Raw genomic sequence first — 22,903 nt, 5'->3', positions numbered from 1 at the left:
GTTTAAGTGAAAATGTAATGTAAAAAAGTAAGTATTTATAAAAAGGATTTGGAATGACGATGACGTATTTATTATGTGTGTTTATTGAATTGCTGATCGACGCATTTTAAATCTTCATCAAATTTCTCGTGTGTCCGCTCAATTAATTTATGAAACATATCCCCAACATGTTCTTCTAAAACACGAATGCCTTCTCCTGTAACGCCGCCTTTAACACATACTTTTTCTTGTAAAGTAGGCAATGTGAAAATCTCTTTTTCAAGTAGTTTCCCCATTCCAACGACCATTTCACTTACTAAAGTAGTGGCTTCTTCATGTGTAATATTTGTTTTATCTACAGCAGCGTTAATGAAACATTGTAATAAATAACTAAAGAATGCAGGGCCGCAGCTTGCTATATCAGATGAAACGCGCGTTATATCTTCTTCTATCATAAGAGGAGTAGAAATGTTTTTGAATAGGCGAAATAGCTTTTGTTGCCACTCTTCAGAGCATTTACTTCCAAATGTAAATAGTGATGCGCCAGACAGGGCGCGGTTTGTAATGCTCGGAATGATACGTGCAATGTGGCAAGGTACAAGCGTCTCTAATTGTGACGGAGATATTGGACTTGTGATAGAAACTAAGCACTTTTCATCAGAAAAATGTTCAGCGTATTTTTGTAGGATCGGGTATATATCTATCGGCTTTACGCAAATAAAAATAAGATGTGATCGTTTGATTACCTCATCGATAGTTTTGGCTATATGAACAGAAGGGTGTTTTTCCTTTATATGATATGCTTTGGCGGGCGTTCGATTAATCATTGTAAGGCACGAAGGTTTGACAGCACGGGTTTCTAAAAATGCGTCGATTAGTATATTCCCCATGTTCCCTGTCCCTATAATTCCTATGTTCAATGTTTCATCCCTCCTTCGTAACAGCTTTCTCCTAAACAATATGAATGATGTTATAAATTTATGATTAGAGGTGTAAAATGATGTGGGATTTTCCAAAGAAATGGTTAGGATTAGTAGCTATTATTGGAACTGTACTTTTTCTTCTTTTTTGGAAAACGAACCAGCATACAGAGCGAACGGTCATTGCAACGGATGTTCACGCGAAAGAGCTAGAGAAGAAAAGTAAACCAAAAATATCGGATACAAAGCAGCAGAAAAAAATAATTGTAATTGATATGAAAGGGGCTGTTGTTAAAGAGGGGGTGTATGAAATGAAAGAAGGGGACCGGGTCAAGGATGCTATTGAAAAGGCAGGTGGTTTTTTACCCGAGGCAGATAGGAAGAAGGTGAATTTAGCACAAATGGTACAAGACCAAATGATCCTTTATGTACCGAATGAAAACGAACAAGTGCAAGAGGTAGCTGCTATTTCAAAGGGGGAGGGGAAAGTTCAAATAAATGCGGCTTCTAAAGAACAACTTGAAAAAATTACAGGCATTGGTTCTCGGAAAGCAGAAAGTATTTTGAAATATCGAGAAGAACATGGTCCTTTTCAGAAAATAGAAGATTTGTTAGAGATTGATGGGATCGGTGTGAAGTCATTGGAAAAAATAAAAGATCAAATTATTATTCCGTAAAAGATTGACGAAGTTTTTCTTCATTCGCTACACTACAAGTAGACAAAAAAGTAGGTGAAAAATATGGAACGAATTTCATGGGATCAATATTTTATGACGCAAAGCCATCTGCTATCTTTACGTAGTACATGTACAAGGCTTGCAGTAGGAGCGACAATCGTTCGTGATAAACGAATTATTGCTGGTGGATATAATGGTTCAATTAAAGGTGGCGTACATTGTATAGATGATGGATGCTACGTTATTGATAATCATTGTGTTCGTACAATTCACGCAGAAATGAATGCTTTATTACAGTGTGCAAAATTCGGTGTGAAAACGGAGGAAGCGGAAATTTATGTTACGCATTTCCCTTGTTTACAATGCTGTAAGGCGATTATTCAAAGTGGTATTACAGCAGTTTATTATGCGCAGGATTATAAAAATCATCCATATGCCGTAGAGTTATTTGAAAAAGCGGATGTAACAGTGAAACACGTTCCGCTAGAATATAATATTGCAGCATTAGAGGATCAAAAGCGTCATATGGAGTTAAAAGAACTATTTGCATCTTTAGAAAAAGAAAACTTATCAATGGAAGAATTACAGCATGTATTCACGAAAGCAAAAATGATGCTATAAGGAGTGAGTATAGTTGTATGGACAATGGGGTTATGTTGCAATCTCATTTATCATAGGGATTGCAATTGCCTTTTCCACTTCAGTTTTACTGCTGACTTGTTGTCTCGTTTTGTATGTTTTCTATTGTTTATACCGTACTTCGCGTAAAACCTTCTTTTTTTGTATGTTAGCGTGTTTTAGTGGCGCTATGTACACTACGTATATTCAAGGGCAAAACAAGCCTCTAGGAGAGTCTTACGAAGTTACAAGGGGGCTAATACAAAATACACCTCTTATTAACGGGGATCGCCTAACATTTCAAGTTGAAGATCAGAATAAAAATATAGTGCAGTTAAGTTACAAAATTAAATCGGCCTTGGAAAAGAAACAACGGCGACAATTACACGCAGGAGTATCATGTGTATTCGAAGGTGAGAGGAAAGAGCCACCAATAGCTCGGAACTTTCATGGTTTTAATTATCGTGATTATTTGTATAAGCAAAATATTCATTTCATATTGGAGGCTACATATATTTCTGAATGCCAAAAAACATCGTTGTCACTCGTGCAATGGATTCTTCTTTTGAGACAGCAAGCAATCTCGGGCGTTACAGAAATGTTTCCGGAGCAATCAGGTGCTTTTATGAATGCATTAGTATTTGGTGATAGACAACAAATGACATTTGAAGTTGAAGAGCAATATCAGCAATTTGGTCTTGTACATTTGTTGGCGATTTCAGGATCGCATATCGTATTGTTAATGGTGATTGTGTATTTTATTTTGCTAAGAAGTGGTGTGACGAGGGAGATAGCAACAGTATGTCTTATCTTTTGCATTCCTCTATATATGATTTTAGCAGGAGCATCACCGTCTGTTATAAGAGCTTCTATAACAGGAGTGTTGATGTTGATTGCTTTCATATGTTCTATTCGTTTATCTAGCTTAGATGCTTTAAGTGTTACAGCTATATGTATGCTTATATTTGATCCGTATCTTGTCTTTAATATTGGCTTTCAGTTTTCGTTCGTTGGTAGTTTCGCCTTGCTTTTGTCAGCCCCGCTTTTACTAGATAGTAGCAATGGAGTAATCCGAAATTCCATTTATATTTCTTTTATTTCACAACTCGTTAGTACTCCGGTTTTGTTATATCACTTCGGTTATTTTTCTCCATATAGTATTTTTCTTAATATCCTATACGTTCCGTTTTTATCTCTTATTGTATTGCCGTGTAGTATTATCGTTTTGGTATGTATACCGATCGTCCCGTTTCTTGCGAAAGGACTTGCGAATGTACTATCAATAGGTTTGAATCTTTCTAATGATTTTCTAAGTTATTGTGAAAATTTACCGTTTATCCGCCTTGTTTTCGGGCAAACATCTATACTTCTTGTAGCTCTATATTACGCGAGTATTGTTAGTATATTGATGGTTTGGGAAAGGCGGGTGTCGAAGAAAATTATGTTCGTAGCTTCGGGTATATTTCTTTTCGTTTGTACATGTCATTATGTATATCCGTATTTTCGAGAAAGTGGGAGTGTTACATTTCTTGATGTTGGACAGGGAGACGCAATTTTAATTCGCCTCCCGTACGATAAAGAGATTTACCTCATTGATACCGGTGGCACAATGCGTGCAAATAAGGAAGAATGGCAACGGAAAAAGCATGAATTTTCTGTTGGAAATGATATTTTAATCCCTTATTTACAAAAAGAAGGGATTAAAACAATTGATAAATTAATTGTAACGCATGGAGATGCGGATCATATAGGTGCTGCGCAAGAGTTATTATCAAATATAACCGTAAAAGAAGTTGTATTTGGCCGAAAAGAACAAGATGCGGTATTAGAAAAAGTATTAAAGAAACAGGCATTAGAAAAGGAAGTGAAAATAAGTGAAGTGGGGGAAGGAGAGAGTTGGAGCGTAAATGAAGCGGAATTTTTTGTGTTAGCTCCAACAGGAAAAGTAAGAAGTGAAAATAATGCTTCAATTGTAATATGGGCAAAATTAGGAGGGGCAACGTGGCTGTTTACAGGTGATTTAGAAGAAGAAGGAGAGAAATTTTTAATAGCTACGTATCCAGATTTACGGGCGGATGTTTTAAAGGTTGCTCATCATGGGAGTAATACGTCATCTATAGTGCCTTTTTTGAGCGCTGTACAGCCTGATGTAGCGATTATTTCTGTCGGTGAGCGTAATAGGTATGGGCATCCTCATAAGGAAGTGATAGAGCGTTTGGAGAAGAAGGGGATTGAAATATGGCGTACGGATAAGCAAGGCGCTATTTCCTATGTTTTTAAAGTGGAACACGGAACCTTTCGTAGCAAAATCACATATGATGAAACACATGATAGATAAAAAAGAAGACTGCCAGTAAGCAGCAGTCTTTAAGAACCGATAAATTTAATAACAGTTGCAATGATGAAAAGTGTTGCGAAAAAACCAAATGAGACGATAAATCCTACCCCTGAATCAATAGCGTCATTGCGTTTACTTTGAACGTTCTGTTCAAAATCATTCATTTAGAATCCCTCCCCAACATTCCACTTTAGTATAAAATATTGTCAGAAAAAAATCTACAATTTCCATATGAAGAGAAATCGAGCGTTTTTACTACTTTAGATCATTAAGGAACGCGAGTTTTTTGTTTCCAAGCATGTTAACAGTTGGCACTTATACTCGAATTTTTATTGTGAATAATAAAGGGAAGGTGATTACCGCACACCAATAAGAAACCCGGGACTTATTGCGTGGCGTTTAATATAAATAAAGGAACGGGTCATAAAGCCTGTTCCTTTGTACTTGTAAAACGAAAGCTAGGGCATTAGTATAAATATATATTGCCAAGTTAGGGAGTAGGAAAAAGTATGAGTGATATACATAAAAAGATTAAAAAGAAGCAGTTTGCTCCAGTGTATTTACTGTATGGAACGGAAGAGTTTTTTATAAATGAAACGATAAAGCTTATTACAACAGAAGCGCTTGAAGAGGAAGATCGCGAGTTTAATGTTGTGACATATGATTTAGAAGAAGCGTATTTAGAAGATGTGGTTGAGGATGCACGTACACTTCCTTTTTTCGGGGAACGTAAAGTGATATTAATAAAATCACCACTATTTTTAACTTCACAAAAAGAAAAATTAGAGCAAAATATAAAAATTTTAGAAGAATATATTGGGGAGCCTTCTCCATTTTCTATTCTTGTTTTTGTTGCGCCTTACGAAAAACTTGATGAACGAAAAAAAATTACAAAACTATTAAAGAAAACAGCGGATGTAGTAGAAGTGAATGCGATGCAAGTGCAGGATGTTCAGAAGTGGATTGTTGCTCGTGCAGATGAAGTGCATGTGCATATAGATAATGCAGCTGTTAGTTTGTTGTTAGAGCTTGTGGGAAGTAATGTAACGATGTTGGCGAAGGAAATGGACAAGTTAACGTTATACGTCGGTATGGGCGGAGAGATTACACCGAAACTCGTTGGGGAGCTTGTGCCAAAATCGGTTGAACAAAATGTGTTTGCTTTGACAGAAAAAGTGGTAAAAAAAGATATCGCGGGTGCGATGCAAATTTTGGATGGATTATTTACGCAGCAAGAGGAACCAATTAAACTGCTTGCGTTATTAGTAAGTCAATTCCGCTTGCTCTATCAAGTGAAAGAGTTACAGCAACGTGGTTATGGACAAAATCAAATTGCGTCTCATATTGGTGTGCATCCATATCGTGTAAAGTTAGCGATGAATCAAACGAAGTTTTTCTCTTTTGAAGAATTAAAAAAAGTGATTATAGAATTAGCGGAAGCTGATTATAGTATGAAGACTGGAAAAATGGATAAGAAACTTGTACTTGAGTTTTTCTTAATGCGGTTAAATCATATGTGATGAAACAAAAAGTTCACGTGCTTAGCACGTGAGCTTTTTGTATATAAAAAAACGATCCAAATGGATCGTTTTTTAAACGCCTTACGCGTTTACTTGTTTCGCTAAGCGAGATTTTTGACGAGCTGCAGCGTTTTGGTGGATAAGACCTTTACGAGCTGCTTTGTCAAGTTTTTTAGAAGCAGTTTTGAAAGCTTCTTTAGCATTTTCAAGATCGTTATTAGTAACTAAAGCTTCTACAGTTTTAACAGCAGAACGCATGTCAGACTTGATAGAAGCGTTATGTGAACGACGCTCTTCGCTAAGTTTAGCGCGTTTGATAGCAGATTTGATGTTTGCCATACTTTTCACCTCCCTGGTGCAATCGAATGACTCGATTCTTAACATAGAACAAGTGATATTCTATCAAACGGTGAAGAGAATTGCAATAGTATATCAATGAAATTTCACGTAAAGGAAAGAATGACCTTATATAACTTTGGGAAATCTAACGATATTTACTATGAATTACGGAGGAGATACGATGAAAGAACCATTAGATTTAAGTAAATATAGTGTTAGAACGGACCTTGCTGTAGAGGCACATGAAATGCTGCAAGAGAGTCAAGAAGAGCAAAAAGGGATACAAGGAGTTATTGTCAAAGAGAGGGAAGAAGAAGGTATTACCATTACAAAAGTAACGATTGATGAAATTGCCTCTGAATCGATGGGTAAAAAACCTGGGAGTTATTTAACGCTTGAAGTACAAGGCATACGTCAACAAGATACGGAACTGCAACAAAAAGTAGAGCGCATTTTTGCAAAAGAATTTTCTTATTTCTTAGAAGAGGTTGGCGTTACGAAAGAAGCGAGTTGTTTAATTGTTGGTCTTGGGAATTGGAATGTAACGCCAGACGCGCTTGGACCAATCGTTGTAGAAAATGTATTAGTAACGAGACATTTGTTTCAATTGCAGCCTGAAAGTGTAGAAGAAGGGTTTAGGCCTGTTAGTGCAATTCGGCCGGGGGTAATGGGAATTACAGGAATCGAAACGAGCGATGTCATTTATGGAATCATTGAGAAGACGAAGCCAGACTTTCTCATTGCAATTGATGCATTAGCTGCCCGCTCTATTGAACGAGTAAATAGTACGATACAAATTTCTGATACGGGAATTCATCCTGGATCGGGTGTTGGGAATAAGCGTAAGGAACTTAGTAAAGAAACATTGGGTATTCCTGTTATCGCGATTGGTGTTCCGACTGTGGTTGATGCAGTTTCGATTACAAGCGATACAATTGATTTTATTTTGAAACATTTTGGACGGGAGATGAAAGAAGGAAACAAACCTTCCCGTTCTTTGTTGCCAGCCGGTTTTACATTTGGAGAAAAGAAAAAATTAACAGAAGAAGATATGCCGGATGAAAAGAGTCGGAATATGTTTTTAGGTGCTGTAGGTACACTGGAAGATGAAGAGAAGAGAAAATTAATTTATGAAGTGTTATCTCCTCTTGGTCATAATTTAATGGTGACTCCGAAGGAAGTGGATGCTTTCATAGAGGATATGGCGAATGTAATAGCGAGTGGTTTAAATGCAGCCTTGCATCATCAAATTGACCAAGATAATACAGGAGCATATACACATTGATGGGAAGACACGATAATCGTTTAAGCCGTTTTTCGCTTTTATGTATATGTAGTGCGGCCTTATGTTTACTTATGATAATAGCAGGGGTGGCACTTGCTAATCATGGTTTGAAAAGTATGAAAGGTTATCAGCAAATGTCGTATGAACAAATCGCTCATATGACAGGAACAGAGGGTGCGGGTGCTGAATCAGAAATTTTGGGAAGTTCGTTTTCCGTTGCTGAAAAACAAAAACAATTAGAAAGCTTAAAAAGCTTTAATGTTGTAGAAGGAATTGGTATGGCAATAGCAAGTGCTACTTATGAAGTAACAAAGTTTGGAACGGATATAGTTGTTGGGAAAGTGAGAGAGATTTTTAGTTAAGGGTAGCAGGAAGAACGGTTGTCTTACCATTTTGTACGACAGCCGTTTTTAAATTTGAAAAAAGTTTGTCTCTTATGGTTTGTTCGCATAAGATATAGATAGAATGATTTGTATTGTAAGCAGCACGAGTTTTCATTGAATCTTTGCTGCTCTATTGATATAATCAGTGCTAGTGTATATTGGCGAGACTATTAGGAGTTGAGAACATAGATGAACAAAGAAGAAAGAGCAAAAAGACAGTCCAAAATCCGTAATTTCTCTATCATTGCTCATATTGACCACGGAAAATCAACGTTAGCAGACCGTATTTTAGAGAAAACAAACGCGTTAACACAACGTGAAATGAAAGCTCAATTGCTTGACTCTATGGATTTAGAGCGTGAGCGCGGTATTACAATTAAATTAAATGCAGTACAACTAACGTATAAAGCGAAAGACGGTGAAGAGTATATTCTTCACTTAATCGATACTCCAGGACACGTCGACTTTACGTACGAAGTATCTCGTAGTTTAGCGGCTTGTGAAGGTGCGATTCTTGTTGTGGATGCAGCACAAGGGATTGAGGCGCAAACATTAGCGAACGTATATTTAGCGCTTGATAATAATTTAGAAATATTACCAGTTATTAATAAGATCGACTTACCAAGTGCGGACCCAGAACGTGTACGTCAAGAGGTAGAAGATGTAATTGGTTTAGATGCATCGGAAGCTGTACTTGCTTCAGCGAAAGCTGGTATTGGTATTGAAGATATTTTAGAACAAATCGTTGAAAAGGTACCAGCTCCAACAGGGGATTCAGAAGAGCCTTTACAATGTATGATTTTCGATTCTTTATATGACCCGTACCGCGGTGTAATTGCATATATCCGTGTTGTAAATGGAACGGTAAAAGTTGGCGATAAAGTACGTATGATGGCAACTGGAAAAGAATTTGAAGTAACAGAAGTAGGTGTGTTTACACCGAAAACAACGCAACGTGACGAGTTAACAGTAGGTGATGTAGGTTTCTTAGCAGCATCTATTAAAAACGTAGGTGATACACGCGTAGGTGATACAATCACACATGCAAAACGTCCGGCTGCAGAGGCGTTAGCAGGTTATCGTAAATTAAACCCAATGGTATTCTGTGGTTTATATCCAATCGATTCTGCACGTTACAACGACTTACGTGATGCGTTAGAAAAATTAGAGTTAAACGATTCTGCTCTTGAGTTTGAACCAGAAACATCTCAAGCGCTAGGATTTGGTTTCCGTTGTGGTTTCTTAGGACTTCTTCACATGGAAATCATTCAAGAACGTATTGAACGTGAATTTAAAATCGATTTAATTACAACAGCACCAAGCGTTATTTATAAAGTTTATTTAACGAACGGTGAAGATGTTATTGTTGATAATCCATCTAATATGCCAGATCCACAGTCTATTGATCGTGTAGAAGAGCCGTTTGTGAAGGCTTCAATTATGGTTCCGAATGACTATGTTGGAGCTGTAATGGAAATTTGCCAAGGTAAACGTGGAACGTTTATTGATATGCAATATTTAGATGAAACACGTGTTACACTAACATACGAAATCCCGTTATCAGAAATCGTATATGACTTCTTCGATCAGTTGAAATCAAATACGAAAGGATATGCATCGTTTGACTACGAGTTAATTGGCTACAAACCATCGAAACTTGTGAAAATGGATATTCTTTTAAATAACGAACAAGTCGATGCTCTATCATTTATCGTACACCGTGATTCAGCGTATGATCGTGGTAAAGTAATCGTAGAGAAATTAAAAGAATTAATTCCAAGACAACAGTTCGAAGTACCAATTCAGGCGACTATCGGAAACAAGGTTGTAGCACGTTCTACAATTAAGGCGATGCGTAAAAACGTACTTGCGAAATGTTACGGTGGTGACATTTCTCGTAAGCGTAAACTTCTTGATAAGCAAAAAGAAGGTAAAAAACGTATGAAGTCTGTTGGTTCTGTAGAAGTACCGCAAGAAGCATTCATGGCTGTACTGAAAATGGATGACAACTAATAATTGATTGTTATTTCATGCGGATTGAGATAAAAAAAGAAGTCGTTTATACGGCTTCTTTTTTATGTATAATTACTTTTTAGACAACGTAGCTTCTCTCATTTACAATAGTGAGGTGGCTATATTTATGAATGATTGATATAGAGTTAGGAGACTATTAATGTCCGAAAATATTCGAAAAGATATTCACGAAAAAATACAAAATGGCAATTTTAATTGTGAAAAGGAATTGACGCTTTCTATTATTAGCGGGAAGTGGAAAGTTGTGATACTGTGGCATCTTGGTGTGGAAGGGCCTCATCGTTTTAGTGAATTACAACGATTATTCCCAAGCATTTCTCATAAAGTTTTGTCGAACCAATTAAAAGAGTTAATGGAAGATGGGATTGTTGACCGAACGGTATACCCAGAAATTCCTCCGCGAGTAGAGTATTATATGACGGAATTAGGCATGTCGCTTTTACCGATCGTTGAAATGATGTATGATTGGGGAAAAATGCGAATGGAACAAATTCGTAATACGTTAGAGAAGTGAAGATTCCTCCGGAGTGCGGAGGTTTTCTTTTTAGAAAGGTAGGAGTTATATTTGGTTCAAGCTGCATATATTCATATTCCATTTTGTCAGCATATTTGTCACTATTGTGATTTTAATAAAGTGTTTATTGAACGCCAACCGGTCGATCAATATTTAGAGTATTTAGAGAAAGAAATAATAAATACAGTTCAAAAAGTACCGTTTGATAGTATGAAAACGATTTTTGTTGGTGGAGGAACTCCGACAGCGTTAAATATGGAACAGACAAAAAAGTTACTAGATATTATAAACCGTCGCTTACGTCCGTTTGCTCCAAATTGTGAATTAACATTTGAAGCGAATCCAGGTGATTTACCAAAAGAGAAGTTAAATGTATTGCTAGAAGGTGGAGTGAACCGAATTAGTTTTGGTGTGCAAACATTTCGGGATGAGTTGCTTGAGAAAATTGGGCGTAAGCATACGAGGGAAGATGCATTTGTAGCAATTAGAGAAGCGCAGGAAGTGGGCTTTAAAAATATAAATGTAGATATTATTTATGCTCTGCCAGGGCAGACGATAGAAGATGTAAAAGAAACATTAGACATTGCTTTTACGCTTGGTGTACAACATTTCTCAGCATATTCATTAATTGTGGAACCGAAAACTGTGTTTTATAACTTAATGAATAAAGGGAAATTAAGACTTCCAGGTGAAGATCATGAAGCAAAAATGTATGAAATGGTAATGGATGAAATGGAGAAACACGGCTATAGCCAGTATGAAATTAGCAATTTCTCAAAAGGTGATAATGAAAGTAGACACAATCTCACATACTGGAATAATGAGGAGTATTATGGATTTGGAGCTGGAGCGCATAGTTATGTAAATGGAGAACGTATCCAAAATGTAGGGCCGCTCAAGCAATATTTCAATAAAATCGATGAAACTGGATTTCCGTATTTAGATGTTCACGCGGTGACGGAGAAAGAAAGAATGGAAGAAGAGTTGTTCTTAGGACTTCGAAAAACACAAGGTGTATCTAAAATATTGTTTCAAAAGAAATTTAATATGGAGATGAATCAAGTTTTCGCGAAGCAGTTGCAAAAAAATCAAGAACAAGGATTGCTTGAAGAGAAAGATGGATATGTTCGTTTAACGCGAAAAGGAAAATTATTAGGGAATGAAGTATTCCAATCATTTTTGATTGACTAATTAAATGTTCCATAAACGTGAAAAAGTTTCATTATTTCGTGACGTTTCCGTTGACAATTGAATGTCAATTTTGGTAAGTTATTAATAGATTTAGCACTCGAAGACAAAGAGTGCTAACAGAGGTGATGATGAGATGCTTACGGAACGTCAGCTCTTAATTTTACAAACAATTATTGATGACTTTATTGGATCAGCGCAACCTGTTGGGTCGAGGACGTTGGCTAAGAAAGATGAAATTACGTTTAGTTCAGCTACTATTCGAAATGAAATGGCTGATTTAGAGGAACTAGGATTTATTGAGAAAACGCATAGTTCTTCAGGACGTGTTCCTTCTGAAAAAGGATATCGTTTTTATGTAGACCATCTTTTAGCGCCGCAAAACTTACCGAACGATGAAATTGTACAAATTAAAGATTTATTTGCTGAAAGAATTTTTGAAGCGGAAAAGATTGCACAGCAATCTGCTCAAATTTTATCAGAGCTTACGAATTATACGGCCATTGTTCTTGGACCGAAGTTAAGCACAAATAAACTTAAAAACGTACAAATTGTACCGCTTGATCGTCAAACTGCAGTCGCTATTATTGTAACTGATACAGGGCATGTACAAAGCAAAACGATTACCGTTCCGGAATCTGTTGATTTATCAGATTTAGAAAAAATGGTTAATATTTTAAATGAAAAGCTGTCGGGTGTACCAATGGCAGAACTGCATAACAAAATCTTTAAAGAGATTGTTACAGTTTTACGTGGATATGTTCATAATTACGATAGTGCAATAAAAATGTTAGATGGTACATTTCAAGTTCCTTTATCGGAAAAGATATACTTTGGAGGCAAAGCAAATATGCTCTCGCAACCAGAGTTCCATGACATTCACAAAGTAAGATCCTTGCTGACGATGATTGATAATGAAGCCGAGTTTTATGACATTTTGCGTCATAAACAAGTAGGTATTCAAGTGAACATTGGTAGGGAAAACTCTGCGACGGCCATGGAAGATTGCAGTTTAATTTCTGCAACATATTCGATTGGAGAAGAACAGCTTGGAACAATTGCTATTTTAGGTCCGACAAGAATGCAATACTCTCGGGTAATTAGTTTGTTACAGTTATTTACGAGACAATTTACTGATGGACTTAAAAAGTAAATGAGAGTAATACATTCGCTCAAGTAATGAAATTTTCATTGCTGTGTGTAATATATAATGCTTAAGGAATTGTGTTCAGCATAATACCTAATACCTTTTAAGGAGGTGAATATTGTGGAAGAGCGTAACGAACAAGTGGTAGAAGAAGTAAAAGAAGCGCAAGTTGAAGAAGCTGTCACGACAGAAAACAGTGAAAAAACTGTAGAAGAAAAAAGTGAGGCTGCTCTTTTACAAGAAAAAGTAGATGAGTTACAAGCGAAGCTAACGGAAACGGAAGGTCGCACATTACGTCTACAAGCTGATTTTGAAAATTATAAGCGTCGTGTCCAAATGGATAAACAGGCTGCTGAAAAATATAGAGCACAAAGTCTAGTTTCAGATATTTTGCCAGCTCTTGATAATTTTGAAAGAGCGATGCAAGTGGAAGCAACTGATGAGCAAACGAAATCCTTGTTACAAGGTATGGAAATGGTGCATCGTCAATTGCTAGAAGCGTTGACTAAAGAAGGCGTTGAAGCGATTGAAGCTGTTGGTAAACAGTTTGATCCTAATGAACACCAAGCTATTATGCAAGTGGAAGATAGTGAATTTGAATCAAACGCGGTAGTTGAAGAATTCCAAAAAGGTTATAAACTAAAAGACCGTGTGATTCGCCCATCAATGGTAAAAGTAAATCAATAATTTACATAAAAGTAGGAGGATTCGCCATGAGTAAAATTATCGGTATTGACTTAGGTACAACAAACTCTTGTGTAGCTGTTATGGAAGGTGGAGAACCAAAGGTTATCCCAAATCCAGAAGGAAACCGTACAACACCTTCTGTTGTAGCTTTCAAAAATGAAGAGCGTCAAGTTGGGGAAGTTGCAAAGCGTCAAGCAATTACAAACCCAAATACAATCATGTCTGTTAAACGTCATATGGGTACAGACTACAAAGTAGAAGTTGAAGGTAAAGATTATACACCTCAAGAAATTTCTGCAATCATTTTACAAAACTTAAAAGCTTCTGCTGAAGCTTACTTAGGTGAAACAGTAACGAAAGCTGTTATTACAGTACCTGCATACTTCAACGATGCAGAACGTCAAGCAACAAAAGATGCTGGTCGTATCGCTGGTTTAGAAGTTGAGCGTATCATTAACGAACCAACAGCAGCAGCGCTTGCTTACGGTTTAGAAAAACAAGATGAAGAGCAAAAAATCTTAGTATATGACTTAGGTGGCGGTACATTTGACGTATCTATCCTTGAATTAGCAGATGGAACATTCGAAGTTATTTCAACTGCTGGTGACAACCGTCTTGGTGGAGATGACTTTGACCAAGTTATTATTGACCACTTAGTAGCTGAGTTCAAAAAAGAAAATAACATTGATTTAAGCCAAGATAAAATGGCACTTCAACGTTTGAAAGATGCAGCTGAAAAAGCGAAAAAAGATCTTTCTGGCGTAACACAAACACAAATTTCATTACCATTCATTAGTGCTGGAGCTGCTGGTCCATTACACTTAGAATTAACGTTAACAAGAGCGAAATTCGAAGAGATTTCAGCAGGTCTTGTTGAAAGAACGTTAGAGCCAACTCGTCGTGCATTAAAAGACGCTGGTTTTGCTCCAAGCGAATTAGATAAAGTTATCCTTGTTGGTGGATCTACTCGTATCCCAGCTGTACAAGAAGCTATTAAACGTGAAACTGGTAAAGAACCATATAAAGGTGTAAACCCTGATGAAGTTGTAGCATTAGGTGCTGCAGTTCAAGGTGGCGTACTTACTGGTGATGTAGAAGGCGTACTATTATTAGACGTAACTCCACTTTCTTTAGGTATTGAAACTATGGGTGGTGTGTTCACGAAATTAATCGAGCGTAACACTACAATTCCAACAAGTAAGTCACAAGTATTCTCAACAGCTGCTGATAACCAACCAGCAGTAGACATTCACGTATTACAAGGTGAGCGTCCAATGTCAGCTGACAACAAAACATTAGGTCGTTTCCAATTAACAGACCTTCCACCAGCACCACGTGGTATTCCACAAATCGAAGTAACATTCGATATTGATGCGAACGGTATCGTTAACGTACGTGCAAAAGACTTAGGAACAAGCAAAGAGCAAACTATTACAATCCAATCTTCTTCAGGTCTTTCTGATGAAGAAGTAGATCGTATGGTACAAGAAGCGGAAGCAAATGCTGACGCTGACCAAAAACGTAAGGAAGAAGTTGAACTTCGTAACGAAGCTGACCAACTTGTATTCCAAACGGATAAAGTTGTAAAAGATTTAGAAGGTAAAGTGGATGCGGCTGAAGTTGCAAAAGCAACAGAAGCGAAAGAAGCATTACAAGCTGCGATCGAGAAGAACGAGCTTGAGGAAATCCGTGCGAAAAAAGACGCTTTACAAGAAATCGTACAACAATTAACTGTTAAATTATACGAGCAAGCTCAAGCAGCTGCAGGGCAAGCAGAAGGTGCACAAGGAGCACAAGATGCTGGCGCGAAGAAAGACAATGTAGTAGACGCTGAGTTCGAAGAAGTAAAAGAAGATAAGTAATATAAATAAGTAAGATGACAAAAAGTCAAAGTCAAGCGTGCCTTGACTTTGGCTTTTTTCACGAATGAAAAGAAAAGTGTGAGGTTCTTAAGTTTTTTACTTTGCATACTGTAAGTGAGGAAACTTTGTTGCAAAGCACTTTCTTTCGGTGTTAAAATTACGTTTATGTGAAAGATTCGGGGGTTGTAAATTTATGAGTAAACGAGACTATTATGAGGTCCTTGGACTTAGCCAGGGTGCTTCAAAAGATGAAATAAAAAAAGCGTATCGTCGTTTGGCTAAAAAATACCATCCAGACGTAAGTAAAGAAGAAAATGCAATTGAAAAGTTTAAAGAAGTACAAGAAGCATACGAAGTATTAAGCGACGATCAAAAGCGCGCGCAATATGATCAATTTGGTCATGCTGGTGCAAATCAAGGTTTCGGTGGCTTTGGCGGCGGAGGAGACTTCGGCGGTGGCTTCGGTTTCGAAGATATCTTTAGTTCGTTCTTTGGCGGCGGTGGCGGTAGACGTCGTGATCCAAATGCTCCGCGTCAAGGTGCTGACTTACAATATCAAGTTACTTTAGAGTTTGAGGAAGCTATTTTTGGTAAAGAATTAAATGTTGAGATTCCAGTAGAAGATCCATGTGATACTTGTAAAGGTAGCGGAGCGAAACCAGGAACTTCAAAAGAAACATGTAAACATTGTTCAGGATCAGGGCAAGTAAGTGTAGAACAAAATACACCATTTGGTCGTATCGTAAACCGTCAAGCTTGTGGTCATTGTTCAGGAACTGGTCAAATGATTAAAGAAAAATGTACGACGTGTCACGGTTCTGGTAAAGTACGTAAACGTAAAAAAATCAATGTTAAAATTCCAGCAGGTATTGATAATGGTCAACAAATTCGTGTATCTGGAAAAGGTGAAGCGGGCGTAAATGGCGGACCGGCAGGAGATTTATATGTTGTTGTTCAGGTGAGAAATCATGAATTCTTTGAGCGTGAAGGAGATCACATTATTTGTGAAATGCCATTAACATTTGCGCAAATGGCACTTGGTGCTGAAGTGGAAGTTCCTACTGTTCATGGGAAAGTGAAGCTAAAAATTCCAGCAGGAACACAAACCGGAACAGAATTCCGCTTAAAAGGAAAAGGTGCTCCGAACGTACGTGGATACGGTCAAGGAGATCAATATGTAGTCGTTCGTGTTGTTGTACCGACGAAATTAACTTCACATCAAAAAGAGTTATTACGTGAATTTGCGGGACAAGAAGAGCAGGATGATAGTTTATTTGGAAAGCTTAAACGTGCTTTCAAAGGGGAATAATGGAAATAAAAAATGGAGTTGGTAAATTGTGAAATGGTCAGAAGTTAGTATTCATACAACAGAAGAGGCAGTAGAAGCTGTCTCTCATATTTTACATGAAGCTGGTGCTAGTGGAGTTGCGATTGAGGATCCAGCGGAGTTGACGAAAGAGCGCGAGCAACAATATGGTGAAATTTATGCATTGAACCCAGATGAATATCCGGCGGAAGGTGTATTAATAAAAGCATATTTCCCACAAACGGATTCTTTACAGGAAACGATTGCGGGTGTAAAATCATCTATTGATATGCTTCCATCTTACGACATCGAAATTGGTACTGGAAATATTACCGTTAACGAAGTCAATGAAGAAGATTGGGCTACTGCTTGGAAAAAATATTACCATCCAGTACAAATTTCTGATACATTCACAATTGTGCCGACGTGGGAAGAATATACACCAGCTTCTCCGGAAGAAAAAATTATTGAATTAGATCCAGGTATGGCGTTTGGGACAGGAACTCATCCGACAACAACGATGTGTATTCGTGCTTTAGAAAAAACAGTTCAGCCAGGTGATACTGTCATTGATGTAGGAACAGGTTCTGGTGTACTTAGTATTGCAGCGGCAAAATTAGGTGCGTCTTCTGTTCAAGCGTATGATTTAGATCCGGTTGCAGTGGAAAGTGCAGAAATGAATGTACGTTTAAATAAAACAGATGATATCGTGTCTGTTGGGCAAAATAGTCTTTTAGAAGGTATTGAAGGTCCTGTTGATCTAATCGTAGCTAACTTATTAGCAGAAATTATTCTTTTATTCCCTGAGGATGCAGCAAGAGTTGTGAAGTCGGGCGGATTATTTATTACATCGGGCATTATTGCAGCGAAGGAAAAGATAATTTCTGAAGCGCTAGAAAAAGCTGGATTTACAATTGAAGAAGTATTACGAATGGAAGATTGGGTAGCAATTATTGCACGAAATGCGTAATATAGATTTTAGTTTATAATGAAAAGGGGAGTCTCTCACTATAAGGTGAGGGACTTGCCGTTTGTTATATGAAAAAATGATAACGTTTCGTTCTTTTCGTAAGTGTTGACTTACGAAAGGAACGAAACTCTACTAAGGTGATTATATGCAACGTTATTTTGTAGAAGAGAAATATGTAAATGAGACAAGTATTCGCATTGTAGGTGATGACGTACATCATATCGCAAGAGTGATGCGTATGTCAGCTGGTGATCACATTTATTGCTGTGTAAACGGAAAAACAGCAGTATGTTCAATTGATGAAATTACCAGTGAATTTATTAATACGGCTATTGTAGAATGGGTAGAGGCGTCAAGTGAACTTCCTGTTTTCGTGACGATTGCAAGTGGACTGCCAAAAGGAGACAAGCTAGAGTTAATTTTCCAAAAAGGAACTGAGCTTGGGGCGGCCGCATTTTTACCATTTCAAGCATCTCGCTCTATTGTAAAATGGGATGCGAAAAAATCTGATAAAAAAGTTGAGCGTTTAAGAAAAATTGTGAAAGAAGCTGCGGAACAATCGCATAGAAGCGAAATTCCAGAAGTGCATGCTCCGGCATCATTTAAGCAATTGCTTTCAATGAGCAATGAGTATGATGTATGTCTTGTTGCGTACGAAGAGGAAGCAAAACAAGGTGAGAAATCCAATTTTGCTAAAGCTTTAACGACGATGAAACCAGGCCAAAAACTATTGATTGTATTTGGACCAGAAGGTGGTTTAGCGGAGGAAGAGATTACTACGCTTCGTGAACATAAATTTGTACCATGTAGTTTAGGACCAAGAATTTTAAGAACAGAAACGGCGCCGTTATATGCGTTAAGTGCTGCTTCGTATCATTTTGAATTGATGGGGTGATGATCAATGTCAACTGTTGCGTTCCATACGTTAGGTTGTAAAGTAAACCACTATGAAACAGAGGCCATTTGGCAATTGTTTAAACAAGGTGGATATGAAAGAACTGAATATGAAAAGAAAGCTGATGTATATGTTATTAATACGTGTACAGTAACGAATACGGGGGATAAGAAAAGCCGTCAAGTTATTAGACGTGCTGTTCGTCAAAATCCGGATGCGGTTATTTGTGTAACGGGATGTTATGCACAAACATCTCCAGCGGAAATTATGGCGATTCCAGGTGTAGATATTGTAGTTGGTACACAGGATCGTGAAAAGATGTTAGGATACATTGAAGAATTCCGCAAAGAGCGTCAACCAATTAATGCGGTCCGCAACATTATGAAAACACGTGTATACGAAGAACTGGATGTACCTTATTTCACGGATCGTACACGTGCATCTTTAAAAATACAAGAAGGTTGTAATAATTTCTGTACATTCTGTATTATTCCTTGGGCACGTGGTTTAATGCGTTCTCGTGATGGAAAAGAAGTTATTAAACAAGCGCAGCAATTAGTAGATGCAGGTTATAAAGAAATCGTATTAACAGGTATTCATACAGGTGGGTACGGTGAAGATATTAAAGATTATAACTTAGCTGGATTACTTCGTGATATGGAAGCGGAAGTAGGCGGATTAAAACGTCTTCGTATTTCTTCTATTGAAGCGAGTCAGATTTCAGATGAAGTAATTGAAGTGTTAGATAAGTCTGAAGTAGTTGTACGCCACTTGCACATTCCATTGCAATCTGGATCTAATACTGTATTAAAGCGTATGCGTCGTAAGTATACGATGGAATTTTTCCAAGAGCGTTTAGATCGATTGAAAGAAGCGTTACCAGGCCTTGCGATTACATCGGATGTAATTGTTGGTTTCCCAGGTGAAACAGAAGAAGAATTCATGGAAACATACAATTTCATTAAAGAGAATCGCTTCTCTGAGTTACACGTATTCCCTTACTCAAAGCGTACAGGAACACCTGCAGCGCGTATGGAAGATCAAGTTCCTGAAGATGTGAAGAATGATCGTGTTCATCGTTTAATTGAATTATCTAACCAATTAGCGAAAGAGTATGCGTCACAGTTTGAAGGGGAAGTGCTTGAGATCATTCCGGAAGAGCAATTTAAAGAGGGCGACCGTAAAGGGTTATATGTAGGCTATACGGATAACTACTTAAAAATTGTATTTGAAGGATCAGAAGAGTTAATTGGTAAGCTAGTGAAAGTGAAAATTACGAAAGCTGGTTATCCATATAACGAAGCGCAATTTGTACGTGTTCTTGAAGATGATGTAAAAAAAGAATCAGCAAGCGCATAAAATGAAACTTTAATCAGTGGGGTTTTTGTTCCTCCCCACTAATTATCAGCCGGATTCCTACCTAAGTTCTTTGCTTGTGCTGAATTTTGAGGTGGGGGGGCTTACTGCCCGGCAAATAGCGGAATAAAAAAAGCATGCAAACGGAAACGATTTGCATGCTTTCTTTTTTTCGTGGAGAAGTTAAGTACTGAAAAAGGCAGGTACGTCGAATGAGTAGTTGTTTCGTACATTCCTGCATTAAAAAAGATGTAATGATAAAAATATAGTTGTCTTCAGGGGAAATGGATAATAGCTATCTACGTAGCTTTTGAACAGGAAAGGGCATCTATTCTTCTTTTATTCTGCCAAATAGTTGACCTGAAGTGATAAAATGTATTATAATCGTAAAAGACATGCTGAAGAAGGGTTTCTTTTTGCATGCTGAAATTAGTATGTAAGTGTGATGTTTCGGAGGGAGGGAAAGAGAATGTCAAAAACAGTCGTTCGTAAAAACGAGTCTTTGGAGGATGCACTTCGCCGTTTTAAAAGATCGGTTTCTAAAACTGGTACACTTGCTGAAGCAAGAAAGCGCGAGTTTTATGAAAAACCAAGTGTAAAACGTAAGAAGAAATCTGAAGCGGCAAGAAAGCGTAAATTCTAAGAGAGGGTGTAAGTGATGAGTCTTCTCGGTCGTTTAAACGATGATATGAAACAAGCGATGAAGAATAAACAAAAAGAAAAATTAACCGTTATTCGTATGGTTAAGGCTGCTTTACAAAATGAAGGTATTAAACTGCAACATACTCTTACTGAAGAAGAGGAATTAACAGTTTTAGCTCGTGAAGTAAAACAGTATAAGGACTCCCTCCTTGAATTTAAAAAAGCTGGTCGTGAAGACCTTGTTAATAAACTGCAAAGTGAAATTCAGATTTTAAGCGCATATTTGCCGGAGCAATTAACAGAAGAAGAACTAGCGAATGTAATTAAGCAAGTTATTTCTGAAGTTGGTGCAACTTCTAAAGCAGATATGGGTAAGGTGATGACTGCTGTTATGCCGAAAGTAAAAGGTAAAACAGACGGATCACTTGTGAATAAGTTGGTTATCCAGCTATTAGCATAAAAAAACGTCTCATTTCGTATGAGACGTTTTTTTATGCTTTTTTTCAGTTTGGACGTGATATTACAAGCTCTTTTTTCATACATATGGGATGAGAGGGGGTCTTTTGAGATGAAAAAATTAGAACAAATGAAGAATTGGTTAACAAAGCAAATAGACCTGCCAGTGGATGTGCTAATGGATCTACCTCGGATCACGCTTGTTGGGCAAGTGCATATCTATATAGAAAATCATCGGGGTTTATTAGTGTTTTCAGATAAAGAAGTAAGATTGTTATTAAAGCACGGTCAATTATTAATTAAAGGGCAATCCTTTATTATTAAAACAATCCTTCCAGAAGAACTTTTGCTTGAAGGAATAATTGAGCAAGTGACATTTTTAGAAAACGAAAAAAAAGAGGAGTGAGGGAAACTTCCATATGTGAAGTTTTTCTTCGTTATTTTCGTGATTCGACCTTACTATTCAGTTTATCTCGCTATTTATGGGTGGTAGAACTCTTTATTTCATTTTCGTACGAGCTATTTTGCTAATTAAAGTGAAAAAAGTAGTGTGTATACTTTTGGAAAGGTAGTGGAGATAGTAGATGAAAAATAAATGGTTTATAAAGTGGCTTGGATATGTAAAAGTACGAATTGAAGGTAGAGGTGCAGAACGGTTCGTTAACGAATGTGTACGTAGAAAATTATTAGTTTGGGATGTTAAGAAAATTGCTGATGAAACGTTAGTTTTTTGTATGTTATTACGAGATGTGAAGAAAATAAAACCAATTTATAGAAAAAATGAATGTAAATTATATTTTATTGGGCGTTACGGTTTTCCTTTTTTGAATAAGCGTTTAATTAAAAATAGTGGATTCTTAATTGGTTTTTTAATTTTCTTTTTTGGCATGATTGCATTATCCAATATGGTTTGGAAAATTGAAATTACAGGAGCGAAACCTGAAACAGAATATATATTGATGAAAGAATTGGACAAAATGGGTATTAAAAAAGGAAAATTACAATTCCAAATGCCTAATGTAGAAGATGTACAACGTCATTTGACAGACAATATTAATGCGATTACTTGGGCGGGATTAGAAATAAGAGGAACGACGTACCATTTTAAAATTGTTGAAAAAAACGAGCCGAAAAAAGAAAAGGAACAAAGACCGCAAAATTTAGTTGCAAAAAAAGAAGCGATTGTGACAAAAACATTTGTTGAAGTAGGAAAACCAGTTGTCTTGAAAAATGACCATGTCGAAAAAGGACAGCTTCTCGTATCAGGGATATACGGTAATGAGGAGAGTCCGACGATTGTTTCGGCGAAAGGTATTGTATATGGAGAAACGTGGTACACATCTGAGGTGAGTGTACCACTAAAGACGCAATTTCAAGTATATACTGGCAATGCGTATAATGAGCATTACCTTACATTTGGGAGTGCGAAAATAAAAATATGGGGATTTCAACATGATAAGTATAAACGCTCTCGTACTGAAAGTGTAAAACACGATGTGAAACTATTTGGTTTTACACTGCCGATCGCGTATGAAAAAGATATTGTACGAGAAGAGGAAGAAGCGAATCGGGAATATACAGAAAAACAGGCAATGAAAGTAGCGAAAGAGATGGCTGAAAAAGAACTAAAGAAAAAATTGGATGAACATGCTATGATTGTAAGTGATAAGATTTTGAGTAAAGAGGTTGAGGCGGATCAACTAAAAGTCACATTGCATTATACTGTGATCGAAAATATTGCAGAGCCACAACCAATATCCGAATCCGATATTCAAGGAGACTGAGTA

The 22,903-nt window shown here is 37.1% G+C and carries 23 protein-coding genes; 20 read left to right on the top strand and 3 right to left on the bottom strand.

What is annotated here, in order from left to right:
• Positions 1–71 precede the first annotated feature (71 nt).
• Positions 72–899: a late competence protein ComER gene (gene comER, locus GFJ36_RS22425; protein WP_088064433.1), complete on the bottom strand. Its 828-nt coding sequence runs from the start codon at positions 897–899 to the stop codon at positions 72–74.
• Positions 900–976: 77 nt separating this feature from the next.
• Between comER and GFJ36_RS22420 the strand changes: the two genes are divergently transcribed.
• The 3 genes from GFJ36_RS22420 to GFJ36_RS22410 all read left to right on the top strand — a co-directional run bounded on the left by GFJ36_RS22420 (position 977) and on the right by GFJ36_RS22410 (position 4,532).
• Positions 977–1,576, top strand: a complete 600-nt coding sequence (locus tag GFJ36_RS22420; RefSeq protein ID WP_097889599.1) for a helix-hairpin-helix domain-containing protein — start codon at positions 977–979, stop codon at positions 1,574–1,576.
• A 63-nt stretch (positions 1,577–1,639) separates the two neighbouring features.
• Positions 1,640–2,197 carry a ComE operon protein 2 gene (locus GFJ36_RS22415; RefSeq protein ID WP_000439780.1) on the top strand — a complete coding sequence of 186 codons (558 nt, stop codon included), beginning with the start codon at positions 1,640–1,642 and terminating at the stop codon, positions 2,195–2,197.
• Positions 2,198–2,210: 13 nt separating this feature from the next.
• Positions 2,211–4,532 (top strand): DNA internalization-related competence protein ComEC/Rec2, encoded by a 2,322-nt coding sequence (locus tag GFJ36_RS22410; RefSeq protein WP_097889600.1) that lies wholly within the window; start codon positions 2,211–2,213, stop codon positions 4,530–4,532.
• Positions 4,533–4,561: 29 nt separating this feature from the next.
• Here GFJ36_RS22410 and GFJ36_RS22405 read toward each other — a convergent pair whose 3' ends face one another.
• Complete coding sequence (locus tag GFJ36_RS22405; RefSeq protein WP_000997609.1) at positions 4,562–4,696, bottom strand: YqzM family protein; 135 nt, start codon at positions 4,694–4,696, stop codon at positions 4,562–4,564.
• 345 nt (positions 4,697–5,041) lie between these two features.
• Between GFJ36_RS22405 and holA the strand changes: the two genes are divergently transcribed.
• Entirely contained in the window at positions 5,042–6,052 is a 1,011-nt protein-coding gene (holA, locus tag GFJ36_RS22400; RefSeq protein WP_097889601.1) for a DNA polymerase III subunit delta, read from the top strand.
• A gap of 81 nt (positions 6,053–6,133) precedes the next feature.
• On the opposite strand, the gene rpsT is transcribed toward holA, so the two are convergent.
• A complete protein-coding gene (gene rpsT, locus GFJ36_RS22395) occupies positions 6,134–6,391 on the bottom strand; it encodes a 30S ribosomal protein S20 (protein ID WP_001274014.1) in 258 nt (85 codons plus the stop codon).
• 181 nt (positions 6,392–6,572) lie between these two features.
• On the opposite strand from rpsT, the gene gpr reads away from it, so the two are divergent.
• The 16 genes from gpr (at position 6,573) to yqfD (ending at position 22,900) form a co-directional block, all read left to right on the top strand.
• A complete protein-coding gene (gpr, locus tag GFJ36_RS22390) occupies positions 6,573–7,676 on the top strand; it encodes a GPR endopeptidase (protein ID WP_097889602.1) in 1,104 nt (367 codons plus the stop codon).
• On the top strand, positions 7,673–8,038 hold the full coding sequence (locus GFJ36_RS22385; RefSeq protein ID WP_097889603.1) for a YqxA family protein: 366 nt from the start codon (positions 7,673–7,675) through the stop codon (positions 8,036–8,038). Before gpr ends, GFJ36_RS22385 begins: the two co-directional genes overlap by 4 nt.
• A gap of 210 nt (positions 8,039–8,248) precedes the next feature.
• Positions 8,249–10,072: an elongation factor 4 gene (lepA, locus tag GFJ36_RS22380; protein WP_001030960.1), complete on the top strand. Its 1,824-nt coding sequence runs from the start codon at positions 8,249–8,251 to the stop codon at positions 10,070–10,072.
• A 160-nt stretch (positions 10,073–10,232) separates the two neighbouring features.
• Positions 10,233–10,607 carry a winged helix-turn-helix transcriptional regulator gene (locus tag GFJ36_RS22375; RefSeq protein ID WP_001293536.1) on the top strand — a complete coding sequence of 125 codons (375 nt, stop codon included), beginning with the start codon at positions 10,233–10,235 and terminating at the stop codon, positions 10,605–10,607.
• A gap of 51 nt (positions 10,608–10,658) precedes the next feature.
• A complete protein-coding gene (gene hemW, locus GFJ36_RS22370; protein WP_000249446.1) occupies positions 10,659–11,798 on the top strand; it encodes a radical SAM family heme chaperone HemW in 1,140 nt (379 codons plus the stop codon).
• Between the two features lie 133 nt (positions 11,799–11,931).
• Positions 11,932–12,948: a heat-inducible transcriptional repressor HrcA gene (gene hrcA, locus GFJ36_RS22365; RefSeq protein ID WP_000954947.1), complete on the top strand. Its 1,017-nt coding sequence runs from the start codon at positions 11,932–11,934 to the stop codon at positions 12,946–12,948.
• 114 nt (positions 12,949–13,062) lie between these two features.
• On the top strand, positions 13,063–13,629 hold the full coding sequence (gene grpE, locus GFJ36_RS22360) for a nucleotide exchange factor GrpE (protein ID WP_000392716.1): 567 nt from the start codon (positions 13,063–13,065) through the stop codon (positions 13,627–13,629).
• 26 nt (positions 13,630–13,655) lie between these two features.
• A complete protein-coding gene (gene dnaK / locus GFJ36_RS22355) occupies positions 13,656–15,491 on the top strand; it encodes a chaperone protein DnaK (protein WP_000034697.1) in 1,836 nt (611 codons plus the stop codon).
• Positions 15,492–15,684: 193 nt separating this feature from the next.
• On the top strand, positions 15,685–16,800 hold the full coding sequence (gene dnaJ / locus GFJ36_RS22350; protein ID WP_097889604.1) for a chaperone protein DnaJ: 1,116 nt from the start codon (positions 15,685–15,687) through the stop codon (positions 16,798–16,800).
• Positions 16,801–16,828: 28 nt separating this feature from the next.
• Positions 16,829–17,767, top strand: a complete 939-nt coding sequence (gene prmA / locus GFJ36_RS22345) for a 50S ribosomal protein L11 methyltransferase (RefSeq protein WP_000872122.1) — start codon at positions 16,829–16,831, stop codon at positions 17,765–17,767.
• A 145-nt stretch (positions 17,768–17,912) separates the two neighbouring features.
• Positions 17,913–18,662, top strand: a complete 750-nt coding sequence (locus GFJ36_RS22340) for a 16S rRNA (uracil(1498)-N(3))-methyltransferase (protein ID WP_097889605.1) — start codon at positions 17,913–17,915, stop codon at positions 18,660–18,662.
• Between the two features lie 6 nt (positions 18,663–18,668).
• Entirely contained in the window at positions 18,669–20,021 is a 1,353-nt protein-coding gene (gene mtaB, locus GFJ36_RS22335) for a tRNA (N(6)-L-threonylcarbamoyladenosine(37)-C(2))-methylthiotransferase MtaB (RefSeq protein WP_000108688.1), read from the top strand.
• Between the two features lie 466 nt (positions 20,022–20,487).
• A complete protein-coding gene (gene rpsU / locus GFJ36_RS22330; protein WP_000048061.1) occupies positions 20,488–20,661 on the top strand; it encodes a 30S ribosomal protein S21 in 174 nt (57 codons plus the stop codon).
• Between the two features lie 15 nt (positions 20,662–20,676).
• Complete coding sequence (locus GFJ36_RS22325) at positions 20,677–21,120, top strand: GatB/YqeY domain-containing protein (protein ID WP_000054579.1); 444 nt, start codon at positions 20,677–20,679, stop codon at positions 21,118–21,120.
• Positions 21,121–21,228: 108 nt separating this feature from the next.
• Positions 21,229–21,522: a sporulation protein YqfC gene (gene yqfC / locus GFJ36_RS22320; protein WP_000732264.1), complete on the top strand. Its 294-nt coding sequence runs from the start codon at positions 21,229–21,231 to the stop codon at positions 21,520–21,522.
• Between the two features lie 178 nt (positions 21,523–21,700).
• A complete protein-coding gene (gene yqfD / locus GFJ36_RS22315; RefSeq protein WP_000792473.1) occupies positions 21,701–22,900 on the top strand; it encodes a sporulation protein YqfD in 1,200 nt (399 codons plus the stop codon).
• Positions 22,901–22,903 lie beyond the last annotated feature (3 nt).

Origin of the sequence: Bacillus sp. EE-W1, from assembly GCF_009760835.1 — a bacterium.
In the GTDB taxonomy this organism is placed as follows: domain Bacteria; phylum Bacillota; class Bacilli; order Bacillales; family Bacillaceae_G; genus Bacillus_A; species Bacillus_A wiedmannii.
Note: the sequence above shows the minus strand (reverse complement) of the source record. Positions and strands in the feature narration are given on the sequence as shown.